Here is a 17,688-nt window from a genome sequence, read left to right as displayed (position 1 = left end):
CAGTCCGTGGGACCGAGAGCTACGAATCAACAAAGACACAGGCGGCAGTCGCCACGCGTTCGAGAACGGAGTAACCCTTGGGGTCGGGACATGCAGCGGGTAGTAACGGTGCTCCGGAAGGGGCGTTTCCGCTGTCAGCTGCACAGCGAGGCATCTGGTTCGCGCAGCACGCAATGGGCGACGTTCCCCTCACCATCGCCCAGTACATCGAGCTTCGCGGCGATATCGACCTCGACCTCCTGACCGAGGCCAGCAAACGGACAGGCCGGGAATTCGGCTCCGGCTTCCTGCGCCTCGTCGAGCTCGAGGGTGTGCCCCACCAGTACGTGGACAAGGCACTCGACGACGCCATCACGTATGTCGATTTCCGAGAAGATGACGACTCCGTCGATACGGCCGAGAAGTGGATGCGCGCCAATTACAGCGCCCCCGTCGACCTCCTCGAAGACCGTCTCGTCGTGGTCTACCTGCTGCACGTCGGAGAAAACCACTACTTCTGGTTCTGCCGCATCCATCACATCGCGCTCGACGGCTTCGGCGCGATGGCGCTGATCGCACGCATCGCCGAGATCTACACGGCACTGGTCGAGGGCGCCGAGCCACCGGCCTGCCGCGCCGAGGACCTGGTACGGATCGTCGAGGACGAGCAGCGCTACCGCAATTCCGAGCGGTTCGCGAAGGATCGCGAGTACTGGGCCGAACGCACGGCACACCTGCCGGAGGCTCCGAGCCTGGCCGGACGCTCGGCCATGGTGGGCAAGTTCGCGAGGCTCTCCTCCGAAGCCCTCCCCGAGTCCACCGCCGTCCTTCTCGACGAGGCGCTGGACGGCAGCAACGCCAGTTCCGCTCCCGTCGTGGTGGCCGCCTTCGCGGCATACCTGGCCCACATGACGGACCGGACCGACGTCGTCCTCAGCCTCCCGGTCTCGGCCCGCACCACGGCCACGCTGCGCCGCTCCGGCGGAATGGTGTCCAACATCGTGCCGCTGCGACTCCAGATCACCCCGGAGATGACCGTCCCCGAACTGGTCAAGAGCGTGCAGATCGAGCTGACCGGTGCCCTGCGCCGCCAGCGCTACCGCCACGAGGACATCCGCCGCGACGCCGGGGCGCCCCAGGGGCAGCGCGGATTCTTCGGTCCCTCGATCAACATCATGATGTTCCACAGCGAGATCAAACTGGGCACGGTCACCGGCCACCAGAACGTGCTCACCACCGGTCCCGTCGAGGATCTGTCGCTGAACATCTACCAAGGTGTCGCCGGCAGCAAGATCCACATCGACTTCGAGGCCAACCCGAACCTGTACTCCGCGGACGAGCTGGACCGTCACCACAGCCGGTTCTTCGGATTCTTCGAGCGCTTTCTCGCGGCAGGCGACGACGCGTCGGTGTCGGATCTGGCTGCGATGAGCGACGAGGAACGCGAACAGGTCGTGACCGGGTGGAACGGCGAAGTCGTATCTCCGCCGCCCGGGACGGTCGCGGACCTCTTCGACGCCCAGGTCGCACGCACCCCCGATGCGACGGCTCTCGTCTTCGAGGGTGAGGAGCTCACGTACGCCGAGTTCGACGCGAGGGTCAACCGGCTCGCCCGGACGCTGATCGGGCGGGGAGTGGGACCGGAGACGAAGGTCGCGCTCGCGATCCGCCGGTCGCTGGACTCCATGGTCGCGATGTACGCCGTCGTCAAAGCAGGCGGCGCGTATGTTCCCCTCGACCCCGACCACCCGGCCGAGCGCACGGCGTACGTGCTCGACAGTGCCCGCCCCCTGTGCATCCTCACTGTCTCGCGGGACGGTCTCACGTTCCCCGCCGCTCACGACGTCGTGGAGATCGACACCCTGGATCCGACGGGCGTACCGGCCGGGCCGATCGGTGACCACGAACGTACGGCCGATCTGAGGCCGGCCAACACGGCATACGTCATCTACACCTCCGGGTCCACGGGCCGTCCGAAGGGCGTGGCGGTGAGCCACGCGTCGGTGCTGAACCAGGTCACGTGGATCGCGGCACGATACGGACTCGATTCGAGCGACGTGGTGCTGCAGAAGACGCCGACGACGTTCGACGTGTCGGTGTGGGAACTGTTCGCCGCGCTCGCCTCCGGATCGCGTCTCGTCGTGGCCGCTCCCGAGGGGCATCGCGATCCCGCCTACCTCGCCGACGTGATCGCGCGCGAGAAGGTGACGGCGACGTCGTTCGTCCCGTCGATGCTGTCGGTGTTCGTCACCGAGGCGGACCGCGAACAATTGGACAGTCTCCGCGTCGTTCTCGTTGCGGGAGAGGCGTTTCCGCCTGCCGTGGCGAGCGCGTTCCGCGCGAAGTCGGACGCCGCGCTGCACAACCTGTACGGCCCCACCGAATTCACCGTGCACGCCACCGCAGGTGAGGTGGATCGCGACTCCCTCCACACGATTCCCATCGGAACGCCGGTGTGGAACACCGAGGCGTACGTGCTCGACGGTCATCTCCGTCCCGCTCCCATCGGTTCCGCGGGAGAGCTCTATCTCGCAGGCTCGCAGGTGGCCCGCGGCTACGAAGGCAGGCCGGACCTCACGGCGGATCGCTTCGTGGCCAACCCCTTCGGTGTCGTCGGCACACGCCTGTACCGCACCGGAGACCTCGTCAAGTGGCGCGTCGACGGCAGCATCGAGTACCTGGGCCGCACCGACTTTCAGGTCAAGGTGCGCGGCCTGCGGATCGAGCTGGGCGAGATCGAGGCCGCGATGTCCTCGTATCCCCATGTGGCGCAGTCGGTTGCGGTGGTGCACGACAGCTCGCTCGGGCAGCGGCTGGTCGGGTACGTCGTTCCCGAACCCGGCTCGGCGCTCGAGGTCGAGGATCTGACGGCTCACGTCGCCAGGGCGGTGCCTTCGTACATGGTCCCCGACGCCGTCATGGTGATCGCGGAGATGCCGGTCGGCGCGAGCGGCAAGCTCGACCGGAAGGCGCTGCCCGAACCCACGTTCGCGGCCGAGGCCAGTGAATACGTGGCTCCGCGCAGCACCATGGAGGAGTCGATCGCCGGACTGTTCGCTGAGGTCCTGGGTGTGCCGCGGGTCAGCGTCGGCGACTCGTTCTTCGCGCTCGGTGGCGACAGCATCGTCTCGATCCAGCTGGTGTCCCGCGCGAAGGAAGCCGGAGTTCTGTTCACGGCCCGAGACGTCTTCGAGCGCAAGACCGTGGCATCGCTCGCCGAGGTCGCGAAGTCCGCGTCCGACTCCGCGACTGTGCACGTCCTCGAGGAGCTGCCGGGCGCAGGCATCGGCACGATGCCGCTGACTCCGGTGGTGCACTGGATGACGGAACTGGGTGGCGACTTCCACCGCTTCTCCCAGTCGATTCTCCTGACCCTGCCGCCGAAGGTCGAGCGCGATCGGCTGGTGCGGACCCTGTCGGCCGTCGTCGACCGCCACGACGCTCTGCGTTCGTCGTTGCGCCGCAACGACTCTCCGGCGGGCTGGTCGCTCGAGGTCGCACCGATCGGATCCGTCGACGTCGACCGGCTCGTCGACCGGGTCGAGTTCACGGAGGGGCCGGGCACCGACACGTTCGAGGCCCTGGCCGCGCACGCGCTCGAGCGCACCGTCGACACCTTGGACCCGGCGACCGGCAGCGTCGTGCGCTTCGTCTGGTTCGCACCCGCCGAGGATTCCGGAGACCTCGCTCCGGGCCGCGGCGAGGACGAGGACGCCGACGAGGTCGAGCGCACCCCGCAGTCGGGACGACTGCTCGTCGTGATCCACCACCTCGCGGTCGACGGTGTGTCCTGGCGAGTGCTGGTCCCCGACTTCGCATCCGCCTGGGCGCAGATCGCCGCCGGCGCCGACCCGCTGCTCCCGGCGGTCGGCACGTCGGTTCGCCGCTGGGCGCACGGCCTCGCCGACAGCGCCAAGACCGCCCGGCGCCTGGCCGAACTCGACTATTGGCGCACCACGCTCGACGGTGCGGACCCGTTGATCGGTTCGCGCGTCCTCGACGGCCGCGACACGGTCTCGACCACCGGCCGCGTCCGGCTCGAGGTGCCGACGGACGTCACAGACGGTCTGCTGACCGGTGTGCCGCGCGCGTTCCACGGCGGTGTCAACGACGGTCTCCTCACCGCCCTCGCTCTGGCCGTCGCGGCCTGGCGGACGGAACGGGGAGTCGGTGAGTCCTCGACTCTCGTGCACCTCGAAGGCCACGGCCGGGAGGAGACGGTGCTGCCCGGCGCCGACCTCTCCCGGACGGTGGGCTGGTTCACCAGCATGTTCCCGGTGCGCCTGTCCGCGTCCGGCGTCGACGTGCAGGATGCGCTCGCCGGCGGCGCCGCCGCGGGACGTGCCGTGAAGTCGGTGAAGGAGCAGCTCGCGCAGGTGCCCGAGCACGGCATCGGCTACGGGATGCTGCGATTCCTCAACGCCGAGACGCGCGCGATTCTCGCGGCCCTGCCGAGCCCCCAGATCAGCTTCAACTACCTCGGTCGCGTGTCGGTGGGAGAGATCCCCGACGCGTTCCGCGCCGCGGGCTGGGTACCGGACACCGACACGATGGAGCTCACCGGCAGCCGCAACAGCGAGATGCCGGTCCACTTCGCCCTCGACATCAACGCGATGATCGTGGACGTCGAAGGCGAGCAGCGACTTTCGGCCACCGTCGACTTCCCACGCGGTGTCCTCACCGAGCCCGAGGTGACCGAACTCACGGCGCTGTGGACGCGTGCGCTGGAGGGGCTGGTCGAGTACACGAAGCGCCCCGGGGCGGGAGGACGAACCCCGTCGGACCTCGACCTCGTGTCGCTGAGCCAGAGCCGGATCGACACCCTCGAGAGCGACTACCCCGCCCTCGCCGACGTCTGGTCGCTGGCCCCGCTGCAGGTGGGCCTGCTGTTCCACGCGTCGCTGGCAGGCACCGCCACCGACGTGTACACCACGCAACTGGTCATGGACCTGGGCGGATCCGTCGACACCGGCCGGCTTCGCCGCGCCGCCGAGTCGCTCGTGGCCCGGCACCCCAACCTGCGCACCGCTTTCGTGTCGGCCGATGACGGCACCGGCATGCAGGTGGTCGTCGACCGGGTGGACGTGCCGTGGACGCAGGTCGACCTCTCGTCGGCGTCCGAACACGACCGGAAGTCGCAGCTCGATGCGCTGATGCTCGCGAACCGGACGGACCGGTTCGACATGACCGCACCGCCGCTGGTGCGGTTCCTCCTGGTCGAGACGGGCGAGGACCGCTACCGGTTCGCCGTCACCAACCACCACATCCTCCTCGACGGCTGGTCGCTGCCGATCCTCATCCAGGACCTCCTGACCCTGTACGCGGTCAACGGCGACGCGTTGGCACTGCCGCAGCCGCGTCCGTACCGCAGCTACCTCGAGTGGCTGTCCGCGCAGGACCCTCAGGTGTCGGTGGACGCGTGGGCGAAGGCCCTGGGCGGCCTCGAGGAGCCGACTCTCCTCGCGCCGGCGCACACGGAGACGGACCCGGCGCTCACCCCTGGTGAGCTCGTGATCGATCTGCCGGACGAACTGCTCGCCGACATGACCGTGCGCTCGCGCGAACTCGGCGTCACCATGAACACCCTCGTCCAGGCCGCGTGGGGAATCGTGCTGGGCAGGCTGACCGGCCGGGACGACGTGGTGTTCGGCACCACCGTCTCTGGACGTCCGCCGCAGGTTCCCGGCATCGAGTCGATGCTCGGGCTCTTCATCAACACGCTGCCCGTCCGCGTCCGCGTCCGGGCAGGCGATGTCGTCCGCACACTGCTGGACCGTATCCAGCACGAGCAGACCGAGTTGCTCGACCACCATCACGTCGGGCTCACCGACATCCAGCAGGGCCTCGGTCTGGGTCCGCTGTTCGACACCCTGATGGTCTACGAGTCCTACCCGCTCGACCGCGAAGCCCTCACGAAGAACAGCGACATCGAGGGCCTCCGCGTTCTCGACGTGACGTCCAACGACGCGACCCACTACCCGCTGGCGATCGTCGCGATGACCGACCCGCGGCTGCACCTGACCGCCAAGTTCCTCCCCGAGCTCTTCGATGCCGCCGAGGTCGAGGAGATCATGGCGCGGGTCGTCCGGGTGCTCGGTGCGCTGTCCGGGGACGTCGACGTCCCCGTCGCCGACATCGACATCCTCGCGCCCGACGAACGGGCGTCCCTGCTCGCAGCGCACGGCACCGACGCCGTCGCACCGCTGTCGCTGCCGGAGATCCTCGCGGCGACCGCAGCGGAGAACCGTGAGCGCACCGCCCTCGTCGCCGATGGCGAATCGATGACCTACGCGGAACTCGACGCGCGATCGAGCCGGCTCGCCCGGGTGCTCATCGACCGCGGTGTCGGGCCGGAAACGTCTGTCGCGCTGGGGATGACGCGCTCGCTGCACTCGGTGATCGGAACGTGGGCGGTGGCCAAGGCCGGTGGCACGTTCGTGCCCGTGGACCCCCGCTACCCGGCCGAGCGCATCGCGCACATGGTCTCCGACTCCGGCGCGATCCTCGGTCTGACCGTGGCTGCCCAGCAGGACACTCTGCCGTCGGGCATCGAATGGCTTGCCCTGGACTCGGCCGAGTGCGATGCGCTGTGCGCCCCGAAATCGCCGGCGCCGGTCACGGACTCCGAACGGACCGCGTCGGTGCAGCTCGCGCACCCGGCGTACATGATCTACACCTCCGGCACCACCGGTCTGCCCAAGGGTGTGGCGGTCACCCACACCGGTCTGGCCAACTTCTCCGCCGAACAGCGCACCCACTACGACGTGAGCCCCTCCGCGCGGACCCTGCACTTCGCGTCCCCGAGCTTCGACGCGTCCGTTCTCGAACTGCTGCTCGCCTTCGGCTGCGGCGCGACGATGGTCGTCGCCCCCGCCGACCTGTACGGCGGTGAGGAACTGCGGAAGTTCCTCACCGACCACGAGGTCACGCACGCGTTCGTCACGCCCGCCGCGCTCGCGTCGGTGGAGCCGGCCGGACTCGACCGGCTCGAGGTCGTCGTCGTCGGCGGCGAGGCATGCCCGCCGGAACTGGTGGAACGCTGGGCGCCGGGCCGTCGGATGTACAACGGCTACGGTCCCACCGAGGCCACCGTGATGAGCAACGTCAGCAACCAGCTCGTCGCGGGTAGGCGGATCGAGATCGGCGGACCCGTCTGCGGTGTCACCGTCTACGTTCTCGACGAGCTTCTGCGCCCGGTCCCCGTCGGCGTGGCGGGGGAGCTGTACATCGCAGGCCCCGGTCTCGCGCGGGGCTACCACGACCGTCACGGCCTCACCGCTGAGCGGTTCGTCGCGAATCCGTTCGGCGAGAACGGAAGCCGGATGTACCGCACGGGTGACATCGTCCGGTTCGTCGCCGATCACGCGCACCGCGCGGGATACGGCGTGGAATATGTGGGCCGCAGCGACTTCCAGGTGAAGGTGCGCGGTTTCCGCATCGAACTCGGCGAGATCGACGCCGCACTCGTCCGCCATCCGGACCTCGAATTCGCGGCCACGCTCGGCACCGCGCTGCCGTCCGGCGCGACGGCACTCGTCTCGTACGTGCTGCCGGCGTCCGGCAGCGTCGTCGACGTCGCCGAGGTGACGCACTTCGTCGGTGACACGCTCCCGGCGCACATGGTGCCGAGCGCGATCGTCGTCCTCGACGAGATCCCGCTCACCACCGCGGGCAAGCTCGACCGGAAGGCACTGCCCGAGCCCGACTTCGACGCCCTGCAGGGGGAGATGGTCGAACCGCGCACGCCCACCGAGGAACTGGTCGCGGGTGTGCTCGCCGACGTCCTCGGGCTTGCGAAGGTCAGTGTCGCCGAGTCGTTCTTCGATCTCGGTGGCAACTCGCTTCTGGCCACGAAGGCCGTTGCCCGGCTCAACGCCGCCGCGGGCACCCGTCTGGGTGTGCGCGAGTTGTTCGAGGCGCCGACCGTGGAACGGCTCGCCGTGACGGTGGCGCAGCAGGCCGGCACGGCCTCGGGCCGGCCGGTCCTCGCCGCCGGACCGCGCCCCGACCGGGTTCCGCTGTCGATGGCTCAGCAGAGCATGTGGCTGATGAACCGGTTCGACACCGCGTCCTCGGCATACAACATCCCGCTGGCCGTCCGACTGTCCGGTGCGCTCGACATCGAGGCGATGTCGTCGGCAGTGTCGGATGTCCTGGCGCGGCACGAGTCGCTGCGGACGGTGTTTCCCGACTCCGCCGACGGCCCGTACCAGCAGGTCGTCGACGCCGGACAGGTTCCGTTCGACCTGACGCCGATCCCGGTGCCCGACGCCGAACTCCACACGGCCCTGACCGAATTCGCCACCGAAGGATTCGACGTCACGGCCGCACCCCCGTTGCGCATCCGGCTGTTCGCCACGAGCGAGAGTGAGTTCCTGCTCGTCCTCGTCGTGCACCACATCTGCGCGGACGGAGCCTCGATGGCGCCGCTCGCTCGGGACGTCATGGTCGCCTACAGTGCGCGCACGGCGGGCGCCGCTCCGCTGTGGCAGCCGTTGCCGGTGCAGTACCCCGACTTCGCGTTGTGGCAGCGTGAGGTTCTCGGTGACCCCGCCGACACCCGGTCGCTGGCAGGCAGGCAGATCGCCTACTGGGCCGACACCCTCGCGGGGGCGCCCGAGCTGATCGACCTCCCGCTCGACCACATCCGCCCCGCCCGGCAATCGATGCAGGGTGGTTCGATCGACTTCGCGATCACCCCCGAACTGCGGCAAGGACTCGAGGCGGTCGGGAAGGAACACGGCGCCTCGCTCTTCATGGTGACGCACGCGGCACTGACCACGTTGCTGTCGCGGCTGAGCAGCAGCGACGACATCACCGTCGGCACCCCGCTCGCGGCACGCAGCGATCAGGCACTCGACGACCTCGTCGGCATGTTCGTCAACACCCTCGTCCTGCGCACCCAGGTGCGCCCGGGCGATTCGTTCGCCGCCCTCGTCGAGCGGGTCCGCGAAGGCGACCTCGCGGCGTTCGGCAACTCCGACGTCCCGTTCGAGAAGATCGTGGAAGCCCTGCGGATCCGGCGCTCGGCTGCCTACTCGCCGCTGTTCCAGGTGATGCTGTCGTTCCAGAACAACCCGATGGACGCGCTCGAACTGCCGGGGCTGACCGTACGCGTGATCGAGGACATGGCGCAGGGCGCCAAGTACGACCTCACGTTGACGATCACCGAGAAGGCCGACGAGTCGGGTCGGCCTGCGGGTCTGGGCGGGCGGTTCACGTTCGCCACCGATCTGTTCGAGCGGAGCACCGCCGAACGGATCGCGGAACGGTTCGTCAGGATCCTCGAGGCCGTCGTCACCGATCCTGGTGTCGCTGTGGGCGACATCGATATTCTCACCGAACACGAGAGAGCAAAGTTGAGCCAAGCGCGACCTGCCCGCACGATGACGGTTCGCGAGCTGCCGCAGCTTCTCGCTGCTGCTGTCGACGTCGCCCCCGACGCCGTGGCCGTCGCCCACGACGGCATGCAGGTGACGTACCGCGAGTTCGACGAGCGCCTGCGCTTGATGTCGGCGCCGCTGTCCGAACGGGGCATGGGCCCCGACGCGATCGTGTCCGTGGTGCTGTCCGGGCTGGTTCCCACCATCATGATGGCCCCGCCGTCGGAAGACGGGAAGGACGGCTTCGGCACGATCCTCGACCAGGTCATCGCCGACGCGCACGCCCTGGTCGGTGACATCGAGATCGTCGCGCCCGCATCGGAGGTCGTCGCGGTACCCGTGGCGGAGTCCGCGGAGACGCCGGGCTGGCCGCTCGAACTCTTTGTCACGCGCTGGCAGGAATGGGTCGAGCGCGATCCGGAGGCTCTCGCCGTCGTCGCCGGCGGTGTGTCGACGACCCGTGGTGAACTCAACCGCCGGGCCAACCAACTCGCCCGCGAACTGCTGTCCCGCGGTGTCGGCCCCGACGACGTCGTCGCGCTCCTCGTTCCCCGTTCGCTCGACTGGGTGGTCGGGATGATCGCCGCCTGGAAGGTCGGCGCGGCGTACTCCCCATTCGACCAGAAGTGGGCGATCGACCGGATCACCGGTCTCGTCGAAGACAGCGGCACGCGGGCCGTGGTGGCCACCCGGTCCTGGAGCGGGCTCAGCGACGCGCCCACCGGGAACGCGGCCCTCGACGAGCCGATCGTGCTCGACGATCCCGCTACGGTGCGCCACCTCGCATCGCTCGACGACACCGACTTCCCGCACGACCCGTGGTCGGACGAGCACGCAGGCAACCGCCTCGCGCACGTCATCTCGACGTCCGGTTCGACCGGACGGCCGAAGCCCACGATGGTGCCGATGCTGGGTCTGTCCAACAACTATCAGTCGTACCAGGGTGACCTTCGCGTGAAGGACGGCACCGGACTGCTGATCGCGAACTCTCCGCTGTTCGACCAGACGCAGAAGAACATCTGGGTGGGGCTGGCGTACGGCGGCGTGCTCCACCTCGCCGACGACGGCTTCGATCCGGGACCGATTCTTCGTATGATCGGCACGGGCGACGTCCAGATCACCAACCTGGCGCCCAGTGCGTTCGAGGTCCTCACGGAATTGGACACCGACGGCGTCCTGCCCAACCTGAAGGTGGTCCTCCTCGGCGGCGAAATGCTGCGGCCGGCCGCCTGCACGGCCCTGATCGGCACGGATTCACGCCTGCTCAACAACTACGGTCCGACCGAGGCGTCGGTGACCTGCTCGTCGTACGAACTGGACCTGTCCACCGAGGACGCCGAGCCGTGGCCGGTTCCGTTCGGCGCCGCGTTCCGCGGCGTCCGGTACCACGTGCTCGACGGACGGATGCGCCCCGTGCCGCCGGGAGTGACCGGTGACCTCTACATCGGCGGGCAGGTCCTGGCCCGCGGGTACGGCAACATGTTCGGCACCACGGCATCCCGGTTCGTCGCGAACCCGTTCGAGGGACCCGGCGCCCGCATGTATCGGACCGGCGACCGCGTGCGTGAGCGCGACAACGGTCAGCTCGTGTTCGTGGGCCGCAGTGACTTCCAGGTGAAAATCCGCGGTCTGCGCATCGAGCCGGGCGAAATCGAATCGGCACTCACCGCGCAGAGCGCGGTGCAGAAGTCGGTGGTGGTGGTGCACGAGAGCGAGCAGGGTCCCCGGCTCGTCGCGTACGTCACCGCGACCGCAGGCGCCGAACTCGACGTCGACGCATCGGTGGACGCACTGCGCCAGGTGCTGCCGTCGCACATGATCCCGGACGCCGTGATGGTGCTCGACGAGATGCCGCTCAATGCGAACCTGAAGGTTGACCGCAAGGCTCTCCCGGAACCCGTCTTCGCCACCGGCACCGCCGAATTCGTCGCACCGCGCACCCCGCTCGAGGAGGTCGTCGCCGGCATCTTCGGTGACGTGATCTCCGCGCCGCGGGTCAGCGTCGACGACTCGTTCTTCGACCTCGGCGGCAACTCGCTCAGCGCCACCCGTGTCGCTGCGCGCGTCACGTCCGCGACCGGCACCGAGGTCGGGATCCGCGATCTGTTCGAGGCTCCGACGGTCGCCACCCTCGCGACGCTCGTCGAGGACCGGGCGCACCACGGCTCCACCCGTCCGGCTCTCGTCGCGGGCGCGCGCCCCCGGGAGCTGCCGCTGTCGCTAGCGCAGCAGCGGATGTGGTTCCTCAACCGTTTCGACCCGTCGTCGCCGGCCTACAACGTGCCGCTCACCGTGCGGCTGCGCGGCGAGCTGGACGTCGCCGCGCTGGCCACGGCGTTGTCCGGCGTCGTCGCGCGGCACGAGGTCCTGCGGACGGTGTTCCCGGACTCCGATTCCGGTGCGCACCAGGTGATCCTGCCTGCCGCCGACGTCGACCTCGCTCTCGAACCGGTCGATGTCCGCGAGGAGGACCTGCGGGACCGCATGTTCGAGTTCGGTTCCACCGGATTCGACGTCACCGACACGATCCCGGTCCGGTCCCGCCTGTTCCGGCTCGGCGCGGACGACCACGTCCTGGTTCTCGTCATGCACCACATCGCATCCGACGGCGCATCCACGCTGCCGTTGGCCCGCGACGTGATGACGGCCTACGCCGCGCAGCAGTACGGGACGCAGCCTGCCTGGCCGGTTCTGCCCGTCCAGTACGCGGACTACGCACTGTGGCAGCGGGAGGTGCTCGGCTCCGAGGACGATCCCGATTCCCTGGCCTCCGCCCAGATCGACTTCTGGTCGAAAACCCTCGCGGGTGTGCCCGACGTCCTCGCCCTCCCCACCGACCGCCCCCGGCCCACGGTGCGGTCGATGGCAGGCAGTTCCGTCGGATTCTCCGTCGACGAGGACATCCACCGCCGCCTCGGCGAGGTCGCGCGGGCGCACAACGTGTCGCTGTTCATGGTGCTGCACGCGTCGCTGGCCGTGCTGCTGGCACGACTCAGTTCGAGCACCGACATCGCCATCGGCACGGCCGTCGCCGGTCGCGGCGACGAGGCACTCGAGAACCTCGTCGGCATGTTCGTCAACACGCTGGTGCTCCGCACCGAGGTCGAGCCCGGAACGTCCTTCGCCGCTCTGCTCGAACAGGTCCGCACCCAGGACCTCGCCGCGTTCAGCAATCAGGACGTCCCGTTCGAGCAGTTGGTGGACGCCCTGAACCCGACCCGGTCCACGGCGTACTCGCCGTTGTTCCAGGTGGTGCTCACGCACCAGGTCAACGGCATCCCGTCGCTCGAGTTCGCCGGACTCGAGGCGACACCCGGCGCCGTGGACGTCGAGTTCAGCAAGTTCGACCTCACCGTCGACCTGCGTGAACTGTGGTCGGACGAGGGTGCGCCCACCGGGATCACCGGTGTCCTCGGATTCGCCACCGAGATCTTCGACGCGGACACGGTGCAGGGCTTCGCGGATCGCTTCGTGCGGATCCTCGCCGCCGTCGCGGGCGGCGGCACCGACGTCGCGGTGGGGGACATCCCCATCCTCGACGCGGAGGAGACCGCGGAACTGACACCGGTCCGCGGTACCGAGGGCGTCTCGCCCACCCCTCTCGTGGAACTGCTGTCCGCCGCCGTCGCGGCGAACCCCGACGGAGACGCGGTCGTCGCGGGCGGCGAGAGCATCACCTACCGCGAACTCGACGAGCGCTCGAACCGGGTGGCGCGCATCCTGATCGAGCGCGGAGTCGGCGCGGAGACGTTCGTCGGGCTCGGCATCACCCGCTCGATCGCGTCCATCGTCGGCATCTGGGCCGTCGCCAAGAGCGGCGGCGCATACGTCCCGATCGACCCTCGATACCCGGACGAGCGCATCGCGCACATGGTCACCGATTCCGGTGTGGCGCTGGGTCTCTCCGTGAGCGCCGAGGTCGACCGGCTCCCGGCGGACGTCGACTGGCTCGTCCTCGACAGCGCGGAATTCGAGGCGGCTGCCGCGGCGTACTCGTCGGCCCCCGTCGCGGACGCGGAGCGCCGGACGGCGGTGACACCGGCCAACAGTGCCTACGTGATCTACACGTCCGGTACCACCGGGCAACCCAAGGGCGTCGTCGTCACGCACCGGGGTCTCGCGAACTTCGCCGCCGAACAGCGTGAGCGCTACCAGGTGACGACGCACTCGCGGACGCTGCACTTCGCATCGCCGAGCTTCGACGCGTCCGTTCTCGAACTGCTGCTCGCGGTCGGCGCCGGCGCCACCATGGTGATCGCTCCCACCGATGTGTACGGCGGACCCGAGTTCGCGACGTTCCTGCGCGAGCAGCGCGTCACGCACGGCTTCGTCACGCCGTCGGCGCTGGCGTCCGTGGATCCGTCCGGGCTGGACGACTTCCAGTTCGTCGTCGCCGGTGGCGAGGCCGTTCCTGCCGAACTCGCGGCCCGCTGGGCACCCGGACGCTCGCTGTTCAACGGCTACGGTCCCACCGAGACCACGATCATGACCAACATCAGCGACCCGATGGACGCCGACGGCCCGGTCACGATCGGCGGTCCGATCCGCGGCACCAGCGCGCTGGTACTCGACGATCGCCTCCGGCCCGTCCCGGTCGGTATCGCTGGTGATCTCTATCTGTCGGGCCTCGGACTCGCCCGCGGTTACCACCGGCGGACGCCGCTGACCGCGGGACGCTTCGTCGCGAACCCGTACGGTGAGCAGGGCGACCGGATGTACCGCACCGGAGACGTCGTGCGCTGGACGAAGGACGCGGACGGGCTGCTGAGCGTCGAGTACGTCGGCCGCTCGGACCAGCAGGTGAAGGTTCGCGGATTCCGCATCGAACTCGGCGAGATCGACGCGGTGCTCGCCAAGCACCCCGCCGTCGACTTCGCCACCACGACGGTCCTGCCCGGACCGTCCGGGGATTCGGTCCTCGTGTCGTACGTGCTGCCGGTGCCTGGCGCCGACGTGGACGTCGCTGGGATGCTCGACTTCGTGGGCGAATTCGTTCCCAGGTACATGGTGCCGTCGACGATCGTGACGCTCGACGCCATCCCGCTCACGCCGGTGGGCAAGCTCGACCGCCGGGCCCTGCCCGAACCGGAATTCCTGGCCGAGGACCGTGAGTTCCGTGCCGCGGGTACGGCTCTGGAACAGCGGGTCGCCGCGGTGTTCGCGGAGGTGCTCGGTGTCGACGTGGTCGGTGCCGACGACTCCTTCTTCACGCTCGGCGGCAACTCGCTCGCCGCCACCCGGGTGATGGCGCGGATCAACGAGGCCGTCGGCATCGACGCCCCGGTCCGCGAGATCTTCGAGGCCCCCACCGTGGCACAGCTGGCCCGCAGACTGGAAGCCCTGGGTGTCGACGCGGGCGGTCGCCCGCCCGTCACCGCCGGACCGCGGCCGGATCGTGTTCCGCTGTCGCTGGCGCAGCAGCGCATGTGGTACGTCAACCGCTTCGATCCCGAGTCGGCCGAATACAACATCCCGTTGGCGCTGCGACTCACCGGCGAACTGGATGTCGAGGCGCTGCGGTCGGCGATCGCCGACGTCGTGTCCCGGCACGAATCGCTGCGCACGGTGTACCCCGACTCCGTCGACGGCCCCTACCAGGTCGTTCTGTCCGGCACGAAGTCCGAACTCGACGTCGTCGAGGTGTCGGACGAACAGGATCTGCGGGAACGGGTCGTCGCGCTGGCGTCGGCCGGGTTCGACGTCACCGCCGACGTCCCGGTCCGCGCCGCCCTGTTCACACTCGGGGAGCGCGACCACGTCCTCGTCGTCGTGGTCCACCACATCTCCGCGGACGGTTCGTCGATGGCGCCGCTCGCACGGGACCTGTTCGGCGCCTACGGCGCTCGTGTGCAAGGGGAGGAGCCCAGCTTCTCGCCGCTGCCGGTGCAGTACCCCGACTTCGCCCTGTGGCAGCGGAACGTCCTCGGTAACGAGGACGACCCGGAATCGCTCGCGGGCAAGCAGATCGCGTACTGGACGCACGCGCTGGGCGACGCCCCGGAGGTCCTCGACCTTCCGGCCGACCGTCCACGCCCGGCCGTCCGGAACCCGCAGGGTGGCCTGATCGAGTTCGAGATCGGGCAGGACGTGCACCGGTCGCTGAACGAACTCGCGCAGACCCACCAGGCGTCGCTGTTCATGGTGGTGCACACCGCACTCGCGGTGCTGCTGGGACGACTGAGCAACACCACCGACATCTCCGTCAGCACCCCCGTCGCGGGCCGCGGTGACCGTGCGCTCGACGACCTTGTCGGGATGTTCGTCAACACCCTCGTGCTGCGTACCGACGTCGATCCGAACGCCCGTTTCAGCACGCTGCTCACGCAGGCTCGTGAGGTCGATCTGAATGCATTCGGCAACGCCGACGTGCCGTTCGAGCAGGTCGTCGAGGTGCTCCGTCCGTCGCGGTCGGCTGCGTTCGCGCCGCTCGCGCAGGTGATGCTGAGTTTCCAGAACCTCGAACGGCCCACACTCGAACTCGCCGGGCTCACGGTGGAGGTCCTCGAGAGCGGACTCACCACGAGCAAGACGGATCTCGGTGTCGCCGTCGAGGAACGTCTCGGCGAGGACTCCGCCGAGAACGGCATGCGGGGATGGTTCTCCTACGCGACCGACCTCTTCGACGAGTCGACGGTCCGCGCCTTCGCCGATCGCTTCGTGCGCGTGCTCGAGGCCGTGACGGCCGATGCGGACGCCGTGGTCGGTGACATCGACATCCTGACCGAGGACGAGAAGGCCGGTCTGGCCGTTCCTGGCGACGGGGCGCAGTCGCTCATGTCGCACTCCATCTCGGAGGAGTTGGCGGCCACCCAGTCGCTGCCCGAACTCCTCGACGGTGCTGCGTCGATCAACCCGGACGGAATCGCGCTGTCGCACAACGGGACCGATGTCACGTACGCGCAGCTTCGGGACAAGTCCGCGGAACTGGCGCGCACACTCGCCGGGGTGGGCGTGGGCCCGGAGGCCGCGGTCACGGTGGCACTGTCCACCCTGCTGCCCGGACTGCTCGACGGTTCGTCGGGCGAAGGTTTCGCCGACACGTTCACCGGTGTCCTCGCCGGCGTGATCGCGGACGCGACATCGGCGACTGCCGCGACTGCGGCAGAGGAGCGGACCCTCGTCGATCTGTTCGACGAGCAGGTGGCGCGGACGCCGGACGCGGTGGCTCTGGTGTTCGGCGACGACGCGCTGACGTATGCCGAGTTCGATGCCCGGACCAATCGCCTGGCAAGGGAACTGCTCGTACGGGGTGTCGGCCCGGAGTCCCGGGTCGCGGTCGCCCTGCGCCGTTCCCTCGAGATGATGATCGCGATCTACGCGATCGAGAAGACGGGCGCCGCGTACGTGCCGCTCGACCCGGATCATCCGGCGGCGCGCACGGCGTATGTGATCGACAGCGCCTCCCCGGTCTGCGTGCTGAGCTCGTCGGCCGATCGGGGTGCCGAGACGGACGTGCCGCGGATCGAGGTGGACACTGTCGACCTCTCCGGTCACCCCGACGGTCCGATCACCGACAACGAACGCGGGGCACCGGTCCGTCCGGATTCGGCCGCCTATGTGATCTATACGTCCGGATCGACCGGTAAGCCGAAGGGCGTCGCGGTCAGTCACCGGGCGATCGTCAACCGGTTGCTGTGGATGCAGGACACGTACCCGATGGATTCCACTGACGTCGTCCTGCAGAAGACGCCCGTTACGTTCGATGTGTCTGTGTGGGAACTGTTCTGGCCGCTCGAGGTGGGGGCCCGGCTCGTCGTCGCGGTCCCGGACGGGCACCGCGACCCGGCGTACCTGTCCAAGGTCATCGCCGAGCACGGCGTGACCACGATGCACTTCGTGCCGTCCATGCTGGCGGTGTTCACCGCAGGCGCGGACGCCGCGCTGTGCGGTTCGTTGCGTCAGGTGTTCTGTAGTGGTGAAGCCCTTCCGCCGGCCTCCGCCGACGCCTTCCGGGACTTCTCCTCGGCAGCGCTGCACAATCTGTACGGCCCGACGGAGGCCGCGGTCGACGTCACCTATTGGGAGTGCACCGAAGCGGATCGCACGACGGTGCCGATCGGCGCGCCGGTGTGGAACACCCAGCTGTATGTCCTCGACTCGCGGCTGCGTCCGGTCCCCGCGGGCGTGCACGGCGAGCTGTACCTCGCCGGAATTCAGCTGGCCCGCGGCTATGTCGGCCGCAGCGACCTGACGTCGGACCGGTTCGTGGCGAACCCGTTCGGCTCGGCCGGGCAGCGGATGTACCGCACCGGTGACATCGTCCGCAAGCGCGCCGACGGCATCGTCGAGTACATGGGGCGCCGCGACTTCCAGGTCAAGCTGCGGG

Annotated in this window: 1 protein-coding gene (only partly in view); it reads left to right on the top strand. The window is 69.1% G+C overall.

Going from position 1 to position 17,688, the window contains the following annotated elements:
- Nucleotides 1–173: 173 nt before the first annotated feature.
- Nucleotides 174–17,688, top strand: the 5' portion of a protein-coding gene (locus ACFTWF_RS10020; RefSeq protein ID WP_378461047.1) for a non-ribosomal peptide synthase/polyketide synthase. It continues 16,202 nt past the right edge of the window; only the first 17,515 of its 33,717 coding nucleotides appear in the window; its start codon is at nucleotides 174–176; its stop codon lies beyond the right edge, outside the window.

Source organism: Rhodococcus sp. NPDC056960, assembly GCF_042674125.1.
Taxonomy (GTDB): domain Bacteria; phylum Actinomycetota; class Actinomycetes; order Mycobacteriales; family Mycobacteriaceae; genus Rhodococcus_F.
This window is presented reverse-complemented; position numbering and strand designations above follow the sequence as displayed.